The sequence below is a fragment of the Candidatus Methylolitoribacter marinus genome (assembly GCF_051853155.1).
Classification (GTDB): domain Bacteria; phylum Pseudomonadota; class Gammaproteobacteria; order Burkholderiales; family Methylophilaceae; genus BACL14.
Window position 1 is genome coordinate 763,100 of record NZ_CP124221.1, and the last position, 15,363, is coordinate 778,462.

A 15,363-nucleotide genomic window follows, 5' to 3' on the forward strand; every position below is an offset into this window, starting at 1 on the left:
ATCAATATACCGGTTGTTTGAGATATTCTCTACCATCCATGGTGATTGTAGATGACTGGAGCATGATTGAATCTGCGATTACCCATAAAATATTTAATTTAAACTGGAGGATGTCCAAAGCCTTCTCCTGCATTTCTCGTGATTGGCTGAAATAATCCAAAGTTACATTTAAACCTTGCTCAACATCTCGTCTTGCTTCCGTTAACCTTTTCTTGAAATACTTTAATCCTGACTCATCAATCCATGGGTACATTTCTGGCCATGAGCTAATCCTTTGTTGATGGATATGAGGTGCAAATAACTCAGTCAATGAAGAACACATCGATTCTTGCCAAGATCGTTGTTTACAAAAGTTAACATAGGCATCAACAGCAAATTTCACACCTGGAGAAACATGCTTGAGTGATACTATGTCTTCTCTAGACAAACCTACAGCCCCACCTAGTTCGACCCAGGCTTCTATACCGCCATAAGCATTTTCCATTGTTCCATCATGATCTGTGATTCGTACTATCCATTGTTTACGAGCCTCAACATCGGGGCAGTTTGATAATATTGCGGCATCTTTAAGAGGAATGCTGATTTGATAATAAAAACGGTTTAATACCCATGCTTGTAACTGCTCTTTGCTAAGTTTACCCTCATACATAGCAACGTGAAATGGATGATAAATATGATAACCCTGGCCCTTAGTCCTAAGTTTTTGTTCGAACTCTTCCCTGCTCCATGGTGCTTCCATTCAAAACCTTTCTTTTATATCTAGATTATTATATCCATACCGTCATAGGACACTTCTATCCCATGAGAATTCAAAACTTGTCTCTCAGGAGAGTCCTCACGAAGGATTGGGTTGGTGTTGTTAATATGAATCAATATCTTTCTTGGCTTTTCAAGCGAAGTAAGGGTATCAATGATTCCGCCTTTACTTGATTGATCTAAATGACCCATTTCACTGGCTAATTTATCATTTATTCCAAAACGGGACATCTCATCATTTGTCCAAACAGTTCCATCAACAAGAATAACATCAGCATTTTTCATAAAATCATATACATGGTCTTCAATCACCCCAAGGCCTGGAGCATAGAATAGATTTTTTCCTGTTTTTTTGTCTAAAACACGATAACCGACATTATCTCCAGGAACTGTATTGTGTCTGTGTGGTGAGTATGGTGGTGCTTCACTTTTCAGAGGGACTGCAGTAAATTCTAGATCATCGGCTTTAGGAATTTCAAAAGACTTCAAATCAGTCTTAACTTCATGCCAATTAACTCCCCTAAAGTGACCTAAAATATTAAAGATTGGAAAACCAGTGGTCATATCCTCATGGACAGACTTTGTACAATATATATCCCAAGGTTTATCATGTTCTCTTAGAATTAATAATCCCGTTGTGTGATCAATTTGTCCATCACAAATAATAATTGAAGCAATTCCGGTATCTCTAACTTTTCTTGCTGGTTGTAGCGGAGGGAACGACTCAATTTGAGCCCGGATATCTGGAGATGCATTAAAAAGAATCCAATCTTCTCCGTTACTGCTCACAGTAATCGATGACTGCGTTCGAGCGGAGGATTTTATGTTGTGCTGCCTTAAACCTTTACAATTTTCGCAATTACAATTCCACTGAGGAAAACCTCCTCCAGCACCAGAACCTAGAACTCTTATATGCATAAAATACCCTTAAAAAATTAAGTGATGAGTATGAAGTATATTTGATTTAAAACTTAGGCATAAATATGCAAAAAAAACTCATGGAATTCATGAGATCAAATTAGATTTTTCTATTTAATATGGATGCAATTTGGGTTAATTCAGACATCAATGTTTTTAACTCACTTGGGTCAATTGCTTGATCAGCATCACACCATGCCTCACAGGGAGTAGGATGCATTTCAACCAACAACCCATCCGCTCCAGCAGCTATTGCTGCTCTAGCAAGCGATGGAACCATCCATGCTTTTCCTCCAGCATGAGATGGATCAATAATGACTGGTAAATGTGTTTCACGCTTCAAAACAGGAACTGCAGTTACATCCATTACATTTCTATAGGCTGTCTCAAAAGTTCTGATACCTCGCTCACAGAAAATAATATTGTGATTACCTCCTGAGGCAATATATTCAGCCGCCATGAGCCACTCAGATATAGTTGCGGACAATCCACGTTTTAAAATAACAGGTACATGTACTTTTCCAACCTCTTTTAAAAGCTCAAAATTTTGCATATTGCGTGTACCAATTTGAATGACATCAACCCCTTTTTCAAGGAAGGTGTCCAAATGTCTTACATCTAGAAGTTCAGTTACTATAGGAAGATCTTCAGCACTGGCTGCTTCTTTAAACATATCCAAACCTTCAAACCCTATTCCTTGAAAAGAGTAAGGACTTGTTCTAGGCTTAAATGCTCCTCCCCTCATCAAACGCACACCTGCAGCTTTCACTGCTTTTGCAGCAGCTGTCATTTGAGACGGTGTTTCGACAGAACAAGGGCCAGATATAATTTGTATGTTTTCACCTCCAAGAAGATGGCCATTGATATTTACAATTGTGTCTTCATTGTGCCATTCTCTGGCGACAATTTTATATGGCTTTACGATGTGTAAAGCTTGCTGAACTCCAGGAAGTGACTCAAGTAATTCTGGATCAAGAATACGTTCATCGCCGATAGCGCCGATAACAGTCTTCTCAATACCTTTTGATACAGATGCGTCCAGACCTTTGTCTTTAATCTTATCGATAACATTATCAATCTGCTCTTGGGTGGCAGATTTATCCATCACAATTATCATTTAATATTTCCCATAAATTCAGTTAAACAATTAATAAACATTTTATTCTCATCTTCTGTGCCTATGCTGACTCTTAAGAATTCTGGCATGCCGTAATTGGCGATAGGCCGTAATATGATACCTTTATTTAATAAATAATCATAACAACCACGCGCATTTAAATCACTCTTAAGTGAAAAGCTTATAAAATTTCCATAGCTTTTAATGTAATCGATACCAAGGTTATCAAAATTATTTTCTAAATATTTTTTTTGTTCTCTATTTTTTCTTGCACCTTCTTTAACAAATTCAATATCGGATAGAGATAATAAAGCAGCCAATTGAGCAACTGAATTAACATTAAATGGTTGCCTAATCTGATTAATCTTGGCAATGATTTCTTTTGAGGCAGCACCAAAACCAACCCTAAGAGAGGCTAACCCGTATGCTTTAGAAAAACTTCTACTTATTAATAAATTATTAAATTGATTTAACCATTTAAATGAATCTGATCTTTGATTTTCATCTAAATATTCTTCATAAGCTTCATCTAATACAACTAGAATATGATCTGGTACTTTTTTCAAGAAGTTAAACAGCAATGGCTTATCAATCAAGGTCCCGGTCGGGTTATTGGGGTTTGCCACAAATATTAATTTTGTTTTAGATGTAATTTTTTTCAGAAAACCATCAAGATTATGAGCGTAATCAATAGCAGGTACAGTCACCTCACTTGCTCCAATTGCTTTTGTAACCAACCCATAGACCGCAAAGGCATGTTCAGAAAAAATTACTTCTGAATCTTGATCTAGAACTATACGAGCAGCAAGCTCTAAAATATCATTTGATCCATTGCCAATTACAATCTGATTTTTTTCAAGCTCGAAATGCTCTGAAATTTTATGAATTAAACTATAACCAGATCCATCAGGATATAGCTCATACTCATTAAATTTAGCTAGAGCTTTTTTTACAATAGGAGAGATGCCGTAAGGATTTTCATTTGAAGCTAATTTAATAATTTTATCTTCTGGAATACCAATTTTTCTGGACAGCTCCTCAATTGGCATACCACCAACGTACGGTTCAATATTATCTAAATTTTTTAAAAACTGTATTGTCATTAGATGAAGATTTTAATATTTTGGGTAGGAACCGAGATACTTTAAAAAACTTGCTTTCGATTCTACTTCAGCCAAGGATTTCTTTATTTTAGGATCATCATAATGACCATCCAAATCAATAAAGAAAACATATTCCCACATGCCAATCTTTGCAGGTCTTGATTCTAGTTTAGTCATGCTGACTTTATTTTTTGCGAAAGGTTGAACTAGGTCAGCTATAGCTCCTGGTTTATTTTTTGTTGCAACAACTATAGAGGTTTTATCGATACCACTTCTCTTCGTTTCCTGAGAAGATAAAATAAGAAACCTAGTTGTATTTGTTTTCTCATCTTCAATATTTTCTCGAATAATCTTTAATTTATATAAATTTGCTGCTCTTTCACTAGCAATTGCAGCGCTGCCCTTTTCTTTTTTGGCTAACCTAACACCTTCAGAATTACTTAACACTGCTTGAGTTTCCACATTTGGTAAGTGATTCATTAACCAGTTATGACATTGAGCAAGAGATTGACCGTGAGAGTATACTTTTTTAATCGACTTTAAATTACTCACTGAGGCTATCAGGTTATGGTGAATAGGCAAAATTACCTCACCACAAATTTTAAGGTCAGAGCTAAGCAGTAAATCAAGGGTTCGACTAACAGCACCTTCAGTAGAATTTTCCACCGGAACAACTCCATACTGACTCTCATTAGATTGCACATTACTAAAGACTTCATCGATACTTGCTGCTGGAACAAAATGAATGTTATTACCAAATTTTTTTATTACCGCCTCTTCACTGAATGTTCCTTGGGGACCCAAAAAACTCACTGCCAATTTTTTTTCTAAAGCTCTACAACTTGAAATAATTGATGAAAAAATTGAACGAATCGATTCGGTGGATAGTGGTCCTGTATTTTCTTTAATCAGCTTACTATAAATTTGTGCTTCACGCTCAGGCTTGTATATAACGCCATCTTTCTTTAGGGTACCAATTTTTTTTGCGCAGTCAGCTCGCTTAGAAACAAGCTCTAATATTTTTTTATCTATATTATCAATCGAGATTCTTAATTTATCCAGATTGCTCATTTATTATTTTTCTCAAAATCATTCATAAAGTTTAATAATTCTTCAATACCTTCAATTGGCATAGCATTATAAATAGAAGCTCTAAGTCCGCCTACCAATCGATGGCCTTTTAACTGATATAGGCCAGCAGATTCTGCCTCCTCTACAAACTTCATGGTTAATTCATCTTCCCTGATTCTGAAAGGAACATTCATTCTTGATCTATAATTATTATCAATTTCATTATAATAAAAATCAGAATTATCTATATAATCATAAAGTAATTTTGCTTTTTTAATGTTTAATTTTTCAATTTCATTTAGGCCACCACACCCAATCAGCCATTCAAAAACCAAACCTGCCATATAAATACTATAAGTAGTCGGAGTATTAATCATTGAGTCATTTTCTGATTGGATCTTCCAATTATAAGTCGTAGGTGTATCTATTCTTGAACGATCAAGCAATTCATCTCGAACGATTAAAATCGTTAAACCAGAAGGTCCTACGTTTTTTTGCGCCCCCGCATAAATGACTCCATATTTTGATATATCAACCTGTCTAGATAAAATTGTTGAGGACATATCAACTACTAGGGGAACATCAATGCTTGGAGTATTAAAATACTCAACCCCATGAATTGTCTCGTTCTGACAAAAATGCACGTAACTGTCATTTTGTGAGAAATTCCAATCATTAAATTCTGGTGGTGATACATATTCTTCAGATTCTGAGGATGCGGCTAAATTAATATTTTGAAAGGCAAGTGCATCATTGTAAGTTCTTTTGGACCAATATCCAGACACTACATAAGATGCAGTCCCCTTATTTAACAAATTCATTGGAACCATAAAATTTTGTGTGATTGCTCCACCTTGTAAAAATAAGATATGGTAATTTTTTGGTACTTGAAAAACTTTTCTTAAATCCTGTTCAGTTTTTCGAAAAATAGACATGTACTCTTTACTACGATGAGACATTTCCATAACAGACATGCCTGTCTTGTTCCAATTAAGAAATTCAGCAGAAGCTTTTTTCATTACCTCTGATGGCAACATTGAAGGTCCAGCCGAAAAATTAAATTTACATGGATTCTTTGCTAAACTTTGATGACTCACTGATCTATATCTCCATCGTCTTCATCATGATGTTCGCTTTCAGCTACCTTCTCTAAACCTCTCAACTTCTCATCATCACCAAGATTAATAAGGGTAACTCCTTGGGTGGCGCGACCAAGCTCTCGAATTTCACTCACCCTGGTTCTGATTAATACACCGCCTGTCGTAATTAACATTAATTCATCATGATCACCAACAAGCTTGGCTCCAACCACCTGACCATTTCTGTCACTCACTTGGATTGCTTTAACACCTTGAGTCCCTCTTCCAGATCTTCTAAATTCTGACAGCTGTGTTCTTTTTCCATAGCCATTTTCTGTTGCCACCATAACAGACTGTGCATCATTTTCGGCTATTAGCAATGATAGTACTTCACCACCATCAGTCAACTTCATACCTCTTACACCCCTAGCATTTCTTCCCATGCTTCTAACATCAGATTCACCAAACCATACTGCTTTGCCGTGATTAGAAACTAAAACAACATCGTTTTCACCCTTGGTTATTCCAGCACCAATCAAATAATCCCCATTATCTAGCTTAATGGCAATAATTCCAGATTTTCTTGGATTAGAGAAATCTGATAGAGGTGTTTTTTTAACAGTACCTTTTGCTGTCGCCATGAAGATATACTCGTTATCAACAAATTCCTTGACTGTTAATATTGCATTAATTTTTTCACCAGGCATGAGTGGAAATAAGTTCACTATTGGTTTGCCACGACTAACTCTACTTCCCTGAGGAACTTCATAAACCTTCAACCAATAGACTTGTCCGCGACTTGAAAAACATAAAATATTATCGTGGGAATTCGCAACAAACATCTGATCTATAAAATCATCATCTTTTGTTGCAGTAGCCTGCTTACCTCGACCACCTCGTTTTTGAGCACGATAATCATCAAGCACTTGAGCTTTAATATAACCAGTATGCGATAAAGTTACGACCATATCTTGAGGTGCAATCAAATCCTCAATTGACAAATCCTCTGCATTTTCAACAATCTCACTACGCCTATCATCACCATACGCATCTTTAATTTCTGCAAGCTCAGTTTTTATAATAGTAGTTACTCGATCTGGTTTGTTAAGAATATCTATTAAATCGGCAATAACGTCCATTATTTCTTTATATTCATTAACAATCTTATCTTGTTCAAGACCAGTCAATCTTTGTAGTCTCATTTGCAAAATTTCTTGTGCTTGAATGTCAGATAACTTATAACCATTTTCTTTTAAGCCGTAAACTGACAACAAACCCTCTGGTCTGTATTGTGAGGTATCACTGTTCTTCAGCATTGTTGACACAACGTTTGATTTCCAGTCTCTTTGCATTAATTCAGTCTTTGCTTCTATCGGAGATGGGGAAGATTTAATTATCTTAATCATCTCATCGACGTTCTCTAATGCTACCGCTAAACCCTCAAGAATATGTCCTCTGTCTCTAGCCTTTCTTAATTCAAAAACAGTTCTTCTTGTGATGACTTCTCGTCTATGATTTATAAAAGCATCAAGGACTTGTTTAAGATTTAACAGCTTTGGTTGACCGTCAATCAATGCCACCATGTTAATTCCAAACGAATCTTGTAATTGAGTTTGTTTATAAAGATTATTTAAAACAACATCAGGTATTTCACCTCTTTTTAATTCAATAACAACTCTCATTCCTGATTTGTCTGACTCATCTCTTAAATCAGAAATCCCTTCAATTTTTTTATCATTGACTAGTTCCGCAATTTTCTCGAGTAAGTTTTTCTTATTCACTTGATAAGGAAGCTCATCAATAATAATTGCCTCTCTCTTGCCCTTGTCAGTTTCCTCAAAATGAGTTCTGGCACGCATTACCACTCTGCCACGTCCTGTTCGATATCCCTCCCTAATTCCAGAATTTCCATGAATAATTGCTGCCGTTGGAAAGTCTGGACCAGGGATAAAATTCAGAAGCTCATCAATTGATATGTTTGGGTTATCAAGAATTTCAACGCAAGCGTTGATCACTTCAGTCAAATTATGAGGGGGAATATTCGTTGCCATCCCAACAGCAATGCCAGAACTTCCATTAATCAGTAGATTTGGTATTCTGGTAGGCATAATTAATGGTTCATTTTCTGATCCATCATAGTTTGGCCCAAAATTCACAGTATCTTTGTCAATATCAGCGAGAAGTTCGTGTGATATCTTAGACATCCTAATTTCTGTATATCGCATAGCCGCTGCATTGTCGCCATCAATGGAACCAAAGTTACCTTGACCGTCGACGAGCATATATCTCAAACTAAAATCTTGAGCCATCCTAACGATAGTGTCGTATGCGGCTGTATCACCATGTGGATGGTATTTGCCAATTACATCACCGACAATTCTTGCAGACTTTTTGTATGGTCGGTTATAACTATTGCTGAGTTCATGCATTGCGAACAAGACACGACGATGAACAGGTTTCAATCCATCTCGAACATCAGGAAGTGCTCTACCTACGATAACGCTCATGGCGTAATCGAGATAGGATTTTTTCATTTCATCTTCAAGGCTTACAGGGAGTGTTTCTTTGGCAAATTGGTTCATAATATTGACTATAAAATTAGTTATTTTACTTCATCATATTTTAGCATGGCTGTGCTTATTTATAGGGTGTTATTAGCTTTTAGACTAAAGGTTTTTAAATGTTTAAATCTGAAATAATATCTTCAATATGTTCCAGACCAACAGCGATTCGAACTAAACCATCATCTATTCCAGCATCATTTCTTTGTTCCTGAGTTAGGCGAGAATGAGTGGTTGTTGCTGGATGAGTTATAGTTGTTTTTGTGTCACCTAAATTCGCTGTAATTGACATTAACTTTGTTTTATTGATGACTTGCCATGCAGCTTTTTGTCCACCTTTGAGAACAAAAGATAAGACAGCGCCGCCGGAAGATTGTTGTGATAAGGCAATTTTATGCTGTGGATGGCTTTTTAAGCCAGGGTAGTAAACTTGTGTAATTTTTTTATTTTTTTCCAGATAAGTCGCTAAGTTCATTGCGTTATCTGATTGTTGGTCCATTCTAATTTTTAATGTTTCCAAGCCTTTTAAAAACACCCAAGCATTAAAAGGACTAAGAGAAACACCTGTATTTCTTAAAAAAGTATAGATCTCATTCATTTGTCTTTTTTTGCCAAGGACAGCACCACCCAAACACCTTCCCTGCCCATCTAGATATTTTGTTGCTGAATGAATAATGATATCTGCACCGTGCTCGATAGGTTTTTGCAAAGCCGGTGTACAAAAACAATTATCAACAATTAATTTAACTTTTTTTGATTTAGCCAATTGCGATAATTTTTTTAAGTCTACAATTTCTGTTAATGGGTTTGATGGAGTTTCAATAAAATAAAATTTAGTATTTTTCGTTGTTGCTTCTTCCCAACTATTTAAATCAGGTAGATCAACAAAGCTAATATTTAGTCCCCACTTAGCTAAAAAATTATTGAACAATTGAACAGAAGTACCAAAAATACTTTTGGATACAACCACATGATCTCCAGGTTTACAAAGGGCCATAAATGTAGCCAGAATTGCGGACATTCCAGAGGAAGTAGCAATACATTGCTCTGCACCTTCAAGTGATGCTAACCTTTCTTCAAAAGTTTTTACTGTTGGATTGGTAAATCGACTGTAGACATTCCCTGGCTCCTCACCAGAAAAACGTTTTGCCGCCTCTTGTGCATTCTTGAAAACAAAACTTGATGTGAGAAATAGGCCTTCTGAATGTTCTCCAAATTGAGATCGTTCAATTCCTGCTCGTACCGCATCAGTTTCAAAATTTTTATTTTTATTTTTCATAACTCTGTTTAACAGAATTCCTCAGTTTAGCTAAATTATGTTTGCGCTAGCAAGCTGGTGCAAATCAACGCGAAGACATTATCTAAAAAAAAATTATGCAGGTCAACTAAAGCTCAAGGACTTCATCAACGTTGTCGTTATCTTCGTTCGTGATTAAATTTAAATCAAGTTGTGTAATTGAGTTTTTTGGTTTGAAATTTGCTGATGAATCTGCTCTTACTGACTCAATCAAGTTAAGATAATTTTCATCAATGTCATCGGTAACGTAACGACCATCAAAACATGATGCGTCAAACTCAGTCAATTCTTTATTTTCTTTGGTCACATTCTTTTTTAGAGCGTCTAACTCTTGATATATCACACCATCAGCACCTATTTCTTCACAGATTTCAGCCTCGGACCTATCGAAAGCAATTAGTTCATTACGAGAAGGCATATCAATCCCATAAACATTTGGATATTTTACAGGTGGCGCAGCAGAGGCTAGAAAAACTTTTTTAGCGCCAGCATCACGCGCCATTTCAACAATTTCTTTTGATGTAGTTCCTCTAACAATTGAATCATCAATCAATAAAACACTTTTTCCTTTAAATTCAATCGCTATTGGATTTAACTTTTGTCTGACTGATTTTTTTCTTATCGCTTGACCAGGCATGATGAATGTTCGACCTATATATCTATTTTTAACAAATCCTTCTTTAAAATCTGTTTTTAACTTTTGGGCAACTTGCAAAGCTGTTGGTCGACTTGTGTCAGGGATTGGGATTACTACGTCGATCTTTTCATCTTTTAAAGATGATTTGATTTTTTCAGCTAATGTTTCTCCCATATTTAGACGTGTTTGATAAACTGAAACCCCATCGATGACCGAATCAGGTCTTGCCAGGTATACATACTCAAATATACAAGGGCTAATTTTTTTATCACTAACACATTTTTTAGAATAAAAATTTCCATCAAGATCAATAAATATTGCTTCACCCGGCTCCACATCTCTCAATAATTCAAAACCTAATACATCTAAAGCTACACTTTCTGAGGCGACAATATATTCCGGACCCTCACCCATTTCTCTTTTACCGATAACCAGCGGTCTAATGCCATGAGGATCTCTAAAAGCAAGCAAGCCAAAGTTTGCAATCATCGATACAACCGCAAAAGCTCCACTACATCTTCTATACAAAGAGGTTACAGCATCAAAAATCAAATCCGTTGTTAGCACACTTTTTTTTGATGAGTCGACAAGCTCATGAGCTAGCACGTTTATGAGAACCTCAGAATCAGAATTGGTATTGATATGTCTTAAATCTTGTTTAAACATATCTTGTTTTAATTTATTAGAGTTAGTTAAATTACCATTATGTCCAAGAACAATTCCATAGGGTGAGTTGACATAAAATGGTTGAGCTTCAGCTGCAGATGAAGATCCAGCTGTCGGATATCTAACATGAGCTATTCCAGCATTTCCAATCAAATTTCTCATGTGACGGGTCTGAAACACATCTTTTACAAGCCCATTATTTTTATGCATGTAAAATCTATTACCATCTGTCGTAACAATTCCAGCCGCATCTTGACCCCTATGCTGCAATACTAAAAGTCCATCATATAACATCTGATTGACAGAATTATTAGATACAATTCCAATCACTCCACACATTAGATGAGCTCCTCACTTATAACTGCATAATCATATTCTACATTGGTAGACTGATAATTTGGTAAATACTCTAAAACAAATGAAAATATAGGATCTAAAATAGGTATGAGTGAGGATTCATTACTATCTATTAAATTTATAAAAGGAATAAGTTGATTGAGGTATAGAATCACTAAAACTATCATTAAACCTCTTGCCATACCAAACACAAACCCAAAAAATCTATTCAAAATTGAAAGTCCTACAAGCTTTAAAACTTTACTAACCAATTTTATTAATAATGAAGTCAATATTAGAGTAGAAACAAATATTAAAATAAAAGCAGAAATAATTAAGAAATCAGACTTATTTTCAATTGGTACAATATTTGCCAAAGAGTTATCAAAGTTAGATGCAAGGTAAAAAGATAAAACTAAACCGGTAAGCGATAAGACTTCTTTAATAAATCCTCGATAAAGACCATAAATTGAGGAAACGATTAATAACGTTAAGATAAAATAATCGAATGGGCTCATGAATTATTTTTTTTTATAATCCCGCTAAATTTATTAGATTTTAAAATCTCGAGAGCGTTTTCTGCCTCACTGTAAGACGCAAAACCTCCTGTTTTAACTCGAAACATTTTTTTTCCATCTAATTCAACAGTCTCCAGTGTGCAATCAATTCCAAAAGATTGAACGGATGATAAAAGATCTGAGGTTTTTTCTTTATCTGAAAATATACCTATTTGGATAAAAAAACTATCCATTTCAAAAATTTCAGATGAAAGGGCAACATCATTATTATTGTTACTGTCACCTTCATCGACAAATGATATCTTGATATTTTGGTTGTTTATTATTGAGCGATTTTCAAGAAAAAAATAAGATAAAATTAGTAAACTTATTAATATTATTAAGGCACCTAATAATCTTTTTTTTGCTTTTTTTAGCTGAATCGCTTCTGAGAAAGGATCTTCATTACTCGGCATAATTACCCTCAAAAATCTCACTGATTACATAAAAACTTCCGAACACAATAATTCTATCATCATTTGTAGCCTTCTTTAAGGCTAATTCATAAGCTTTCTTAATAGAATCTGTAGTTTCAAAAATAAAATTATTTTTTTCTAGGTTATTTTCAATAAAAGTTAATTTTTGTGCTCTTGGGTTATTAAGCTCTGCAATCAACCATTCGAACTGACAAGTTAAATCTGAAAATAATTTGAGAATTGACGACAAATCTTTATCTTTCAATATAGAAAACACAAAGTAAGTTTTTTTATTGCTTAACACTAATAATGACTGAACTAGATTTTTTACGCTATCAAAGTTATGAGCTACATCGATAAAAATTTCTGGTTTTTTAGAAATTCTATTAAATCTTCCAAAAAAATTTTGATGCAACAAATCTTCTCTTAATTTGGAAATTAAGCTACACATCCCTAGTTGTTGTACGGTGAAAATTGCACAAGAAAGATTCTTTTGTTGCACATAAGTTAAATGATTCTTATCAAATGGAATAATGTTACTGTCAAAATCTTTATTAAAAAAATAGGGTTGTGCATTAATTTCTAAAGCTTGTTTTTTTAAAATATCAACATAATGCTCCTCCCCTATAACACAGGGTTTATTTGTCCTCATTACCCCTGATTTTTCAACTGCGATATCCTCTAATGTTTCGCCTAAAAATTCTGTATGATCTAGTCCAATTGAAGTTATTACAGAAATATCAGGTTCAAAAGCATTGACTGCATCAAGACGTCCACCTAAGCCGACTTCCAAAATAGCTATGTCAATATTATGCTTCTCAAATATAAATATAGTAGCCAAAGTCGTGATCTCAAAGAAAGTAAGTTTGTCGCTATTTTCAAAGCCTAAAATATATTGCAATGCTTCTAAAATTTCAGACTCAAAACATTTTTTATTATTTATTACAATTCTTTCATTGAAATCAAAAAAATGAGGTGAAGTATATAGGCCAATCTTGGAATTACTATGCAATAGAATTTGGTTAATATAAAAACATACACTGCCTTTTCCATTAGTTCCTGCAACAGTAATGATTTTAAATTTAGGATCCAAGCATAATTTTTGTTTGAATTCTTGAATTCTTTTTAATGACAAATCAATTGGATTGCTGTGCCGAGTCTCCAAACTTTGGAGGAGGAGATTTAACTTTTCTTTCAAAGATTATTTATGCAGTTTGGTGATTATATTTACAAGCGATTTTCGCATTTCTCTTCGATCCACAATAAAATCAATTGCGCCATGTTCTAATAAAAATTCTGCTCTTTGAAATCCAGCTGGTAATTTTTCTCTGACAGTCTGTTCAATCACTCGTGGTCCAGCAAAACCAATTAAGGCATTTGGTTCAGCAATAATAATATCTCCTAACATGGCAAAACTTGCTGAGACACCGCCCATAGTTGGATCAGTTAAAATTGAAATAAATGGAATTTTCTCTTTACTTAACTTAGTTAATGCTGCGCTTGTTTTCGCCATTTGCATTAAAGAAAAAAGGCCTTCTTGCATCCTTGCTCCACCACTCGATGAAAAACAAAGGAATGGGGTTTTATTTTCGATAGCAAAATCAATGGCTCGAACAAATTTTTCACCAACCACCGAACCCATTGAGCCACCCATAAACGAAAATTCAAATGCAGCAGCTGTAATATTTAACGACTCAATTTTCCCATTAATAACTAACAGTGCATCTGCGGTTTTATATTTATCTTGTGCCTCTTTTAGTTTTTCATTATAGGGTTTTGAGTCAACAAACCTAAGAGGGTCTTTGGGTAAAATATCTGTAAAAATTTCACGTTGCCCAATTGAGTCAAATAATAGTTTTAATCTTTCTCTGGCAGGTAGTCTATGATGATGGTCACACTTTGGACACACATAAAGATTTTTTTCTAGATCGCTATTGTAAAGAGCTGTTTGACATGAATTGCACTTGTGCCACACGCCATCTGGAACTCTTTTTTTTACAGTACCGACAATTTTTTTTATTTTTGGAGGAATAACATTTTTTAACCAACTCATTTAAATGGCCTCACGGATAGATTTAATAATCTTTGCAATATTCTCTAACATATTATTTTCATCTGATTTTTCAATCTCTTGGATAATTCTACTGCCAATAACAATAGCATCTGAAAAACTAGCCACAGCTTTTGCTGTTTCCGGATCTCTCACCCCAAAACCAACACCCACAGGTAAATCTGATAGCGATTTAATTTCAGCTACACGATGTTTTACTTGATCAATATCTATATTTTGAGCTCCAGTAACACCTTTTAAAGACACATAGTATAAAAAACCTGTAGCTTGTTTAATGATTTGTTGAATTCTTTCCTTCTCTGTTGTGGGTGCTAACAAAAAAATAGCATCAATATCATTCTGCTTAAGTTTAGCAACATACTCTCTTGACTCCTCTGGAGGGTAGTCAACAGTAATGATTCCATCCACATCAGCCTCTTTGCACAGTCTTAAAAACTCGTCAAATCCAATGGCCTCAATAGGGTTCGCATAACCCATGAGTATTAAGGGTGTATTTTGATCCTTACCTCTAAACTCTTTTGCAATTTCAAATGTTTTTCTTATTCCAACATGATTTGCCAGCGCTCTTTCACTTGCTCTTTGAATCACAGGTCCATCCGCCATTGGATCAGAAAATGGAATTCCTAGCTCAATCATATCTGCACCTGACTCTACAAGCTGATGAAGAATTTTTTTTGTCATTTCAACAGATGGATCACCTGCAGTAATGAAAGGAATTAATGCTTTTTTATTTTTAGACTTTAATAATGAAAATGTTTTTGTGATTCTACTCATAACT

The 15,363-nt window shown here is 34.8% G+C and carries 14 protein-coding genes; all 14 read right to left on the reverse strand.

From position 1 onward, the window contains the following. Position 1 precedes the first annotated feature (1 nt). Positions 2-739, reverse strand: coding sequence for a pyrroloquinoline-quinone synthase PqqC (pqqC, locus tag QFA95_RS04110; RefSeq protein WP_486462270.1), 738 nt, complete (start codon positions 737-739; stop codon positions 2-4). A gap of 20 nt (positions 740-759) precedes the next feature. Continuing rightward, a complete protein-coding gene (gene pqqB, locus QFA95_RS04115) occupies positions 760-1,674 on the reverse strand; it encodes a pyrroloquinoline quinone biosynthesis protein PqqB (RefSeq protein WP_486462271.1) in 915 nt (304 codons plus the stop codon). 100 nt (positions 1,675-1,774) lie between these two features. Continuing rightward, positions 1,775-2,791: a 3-deoxy-7-phosphoheptulonate synthase gene (gene aroF / locus QFA95_RS04120; protein ID WP_486462272.1), complete on the reverse strand. Its 1,017-nt coding sequence runs from the start codon at positions 2,789-2,791 to the stop codon at positions 1,775-1,777. Continuing rightward, positions 2,788-3,894 (reverse strand): histidinol-phosphate transaminase, encoded by a 1,107-nt coding sequence (gene hisC, locus QFA95_RS04125; protein WP_486462273.1) that lies wholly within the window; start codon positions 3,892-3,894, stop codon positions 2,788-2,790. Before hisC ends, aroF begins: the two co-directional genes overlap by 4 nt. A 12-nt stretch (positions 3,895-3,906) precedes the next feature. Further along, entirely contained in the window at positions 3,907-4,965 is a 1,059-nt protein-coding gene (gene pheA, locus QFA95_RS04130; RefSeq protein WP_486462274.1) for a prephenate dehydratase, read from the reverse strand. Then, positions 4,962-6,062 (reverse strand): 3-phosphoserine/phosphohydroxythreonine transaminase, encoded by a 1,101-nt coding sequence (gene serC / locus QFA95_RS04135; protein ID WP_486462275.1) that lies wholly within the window; start codon positions 6,060-6,062, stop codon positions 4,962-4,964. The genes pheA and serC overlap by 4 nt, the downstream gene beginning before the upstream one ends. Continuing rightward, positions 6,059-8,626 (reverse strand): DNA gyrase subunit A, encoded by a 2,568-nt coding sequence (gene gyrA, locus QFA95_RS04140; protein WP_486462276.1) that lies wholly within the window; start codon positions 8,624-8,626, stop codon positions 6,059-6,061. Before gyrA ends, serC begins: the two co-directional genes overlap by 4 nt. 94 nt (positions 8,627-8,720) lie before the next feature. After that, entirely contained in the window at positions 8,721-9,884 is a 1,164-nt protein-coding gene (locus QFA95_RS04145; protein WP_486462277.1) for an O-succinylhomoserine sulfhydrylase, read from the reverse strand. 106 nt (positions 9,885-9,990) lie between these two features. Then, on the reverse strand, positions 9,991-11,544 hold the full coding sequence (gene purF / locus QFA95_RS04150; RefSeq protein ID WP_486462278.1) for an amidophosphoribosyltransferase: 1,554 nt from the start codon (positions 11,542-11,544) through the stop codon (positions 9,991-9,993). Beyond that, positions 11,544-12,059: a CvpA family protein gene (locus QFA95_RS04155; RefSeq protein WP_486462279.1), complete on the reverse strand. Its 516-nt coding sequence runs from the start codon at positions 12,057-12,059 to the stop codon at positions 11,544-11,546. Before QFA95_RS04155 ends, purF begins: the two co-directional genes overlap by 1 nt. Then, positions 12,056-12,514 carry an SPOR domain-containing protein gene (locus tag QFA95_RS04160; RefSeq protein WP_486462280.1) on the reverse strand — a complete coding sequence of 153 codons (459 nt, stop codon included), beginning with the start codon at positions 12,512-12,514 and terminating at the stop codon, positions 12,056-12,058. The genes QFA95_RS04155 and QFA95_RS04160 overlap by 4 nt, the downstream gene beginning before the upstream one ends. Next, a complete protein-coding gene (locus QFA95_RS04165) occupies positions 12,504-13,712 on the reverse strand; it encodes a bifunctional folylpolyglutamate synthase/dihydrofolate synthase (RefSeq protein ID WP_486462281.1) in 1,209 nt (402 codons plus the stop codon). The genes QFA95_RS04160 and QFA95_RS04165 overlap by 11 nt, the downstream gene beginning before the upstream one ends. 3 nt (positions 13,713-13,715) lie before the next feature. Further along, positions 13,716-14,567: an acetyl-CoA carboxylase, carboxyltransferase subunit beta gene (accD, locus tag QFA95_RS04170; protein WP_486462282.1), complete on the reverse strand. Its 852-nt coding sequence runs from the start codon at positions 14,565-14,567 to the stop codon at positions 13,716-13,718. Continuing rightward, the gene (gene trpA / locus QFA95_RS04175) at positions 14,568-15,359 is read right to left on the reverse strand and encodes a tryptophan synthase subunit alpha (RefSeq protein ID WP_486462283.1); all 792 of its coding nucleotides are present in this window, start codon (positions 15,357-15,359) and stop codon (positions 14,568-14,570) included. Between the last annotated feature and the right edge of the window lie 4 nt (positions 15,360-15,363).

Bases quoted from the DNA above. Each gene is read 5' to 3' on its own strand.
- QFA95_RS04155 (WP_486462279.1), bottom strand. From the start codon at position 12,059: ATGAGCCCATTCGATTATTTTATCTTAACGTTATTAATCGTTTCCTCA.
- hisC (WP_486462273.1), bottom strand. From the start codon at position 3,894: ATGACAATACAGTTTTTAAAAAATTTAGATAATATTGAACCGTACGTT.
- gyrA (WP_486462276.1), bottom strand. From the start codon at position 8,626: ATGAACCAATTTGCCAAAGAAACACTCCCTGTAAGCCTTGAAGATGAA.
- QFA95_RS04145 (WP_486462277.1), bottom strand. From the start codon at position 9,884: ATGAAAAATAAAAATAAAAATTTTGAAACTGATGCGGTACGAGCAGGA.
- purF (WP_486462278.1), bottom strand. From the start codon at position 11,544: ATGTGTGGAGTGATTGGAATTGTATCTAATAATTCTGTCAATCAGATG.
- pqqC (WP_486462270.1), bottom strand. From the start codon at position 739: ATGGAAGCACCATGGAGCAGGGAAGAGTTCGAACAAAAACTTAGGACT.
- aroF (WP_486462272.1), bottom strand. From the start codon at position 2,791: ATGATAATTGTGATGGATAAATCTGCCACCCAAGAGCAGATTGATAAT.
- trpA (WP_486462283.1), bottom strand. From the start codon at position 15,359: ATGAGTAGAATCACAAAAACATTTTCATTATTAAAGTCTAAAAATAAA.
- pqqB (WP_486462271.1), bottom strand. From the start codon at position 1,674: ATGCATATAAGAGTTCTAGGTTCTGGTGCTGGAGGAGGTTTTCCTCAG.
- accD (WP_486462282.1), bottom strand. From the start codon at position 14,567: ATGAGTTGGTTAAAAAATGTTATTCCTCCAAAAATAAAAAAAATTGTC.
- QFA95_RS04160 (WP_486462280.1), bottom strand. From the start codon at position 12,514: ATGCCGAGTAATGAAGATCCTTTCTCAGAAGCGATTCAGCTAAAAAAA.
- pheA (WP_486462274.1), bottom strand. From the start codon at position 4,965: ATGAGCAATCTGGATAAATTAAGAATCTCGATTGATAATATAGATAAA.